Here is a 1,039-nt window from a genome sequence, read left to right as displayed (position 1 = left end):
TCACGGCCAGCGCCCCGCTGAGCTGCACAATCCACGGATAACACAATAGCGCACTGGCAAAGGATGCCGACGCCTGAAGGGCGTTGGCACCCCGAAGGGGCGGGGCGAGACGGGAACCGGCTCGATGCGCAGCACAGCAGAGCGGCCCCGAAGGGGTAACGCCCTGTGTGGCATCAGGATTTAGCGCAATGGCAGAACATGAGCTGGAGAGATCACCGGCAAGCAGCAGCAAAGGGGCGGCGCAGCCGCCCAGATGGCTGTTTGCCGATACCGGCGATTAATTAGAGCGGTGTTTAATATCCCCCGCGTGGCGGGGGACTAGGTTTCAGCAAGTCATGTTAAATACGTGTCCGTCATGTAAACTGAAATCCCCAATAAACAGATCCCGCGCATAGGCTACGATGTCAAAATATCGGGCTACGGATTCAGGAATTTCATTCAGTAGACCGCTATCATTCAGGTATTCCTCTGCAAAAGTTTCTTCGTCCTTAGCTTCGCCCATATAGGCATCTCTAAACAGGTCGAAATCAGTGCTATTAAACAGATCAACAAAGGCCACAAACGCCGCTTCGTTTCCTTCCTCGCGGGCTTGTTTAAAGCCGTTAATAAAATCCCAGTTGATATGGCACTCTGACGCCATATCAGACGGAATACCCTCCCAATCCTGGAACATAAATTCTGGATCAGCCTCATTTGCGTGTAACTCGCGGCAGCGCTCGTAAAACTCCTCTGAGCTATCAAAATCGGTCAGATCGAGCCAGGCTCCCGCAATGCTTCCGCAGTTGTATTTATGGTAAGTGCCAACATAAACAGAAGGGGTCGTAATATCAGTCATGGTGTACTCCTTAAAGCGCCGATACCGGCAATTTTTCGGGCGGCGGTATTGCCTCCCGATGATTTAATTATCGGTGATTACGCCTTTAAAGTCAATGCAAGTACGGAATTTATTTACATGTTTTTATGCCCGTCAGGGCATGGAAGGCGACCGCGCCGGACTCCACCGGACACCGGCCGCAAATCGCCGGAAACTGCGGGACTG

At 52.4% G+C, this 1,039-nt stretch carries 1 protein-coding gene; it reads right to left on the bottom strand.

The window, feature by feature from the left end:
* Positions 1-325: 325 nt before the first annotated feature.
* Positions 326-835 carry an antirestriction protein ArdA gene (locus ACOTX3_RS26095; protein WP_000129958.1) on the bottom strand — a complete coding sequence of 170 codons (510 nt, stop codon included), beginning with the start codon at positions 833-835 and terminating at the stop codon, positions 326-328.
* Between the last annotated feature and the right edge of the window lie 204 nt (positions 836-1,039).

Origin of the sequence: Enterobacter cloacae complex sp. IR5384, from assembly GCF_049237265.1 — a bacterium.
GTDB lineage: Bacteria > Pseudomonadota > Gammaproteobacteria > Enterobacterales > Enterobacteriaceae > Enterobacter > Enterobacter cloacae.
This window is presented reverse-complemented; position numbering and strand designations above follow the sequence as displayed.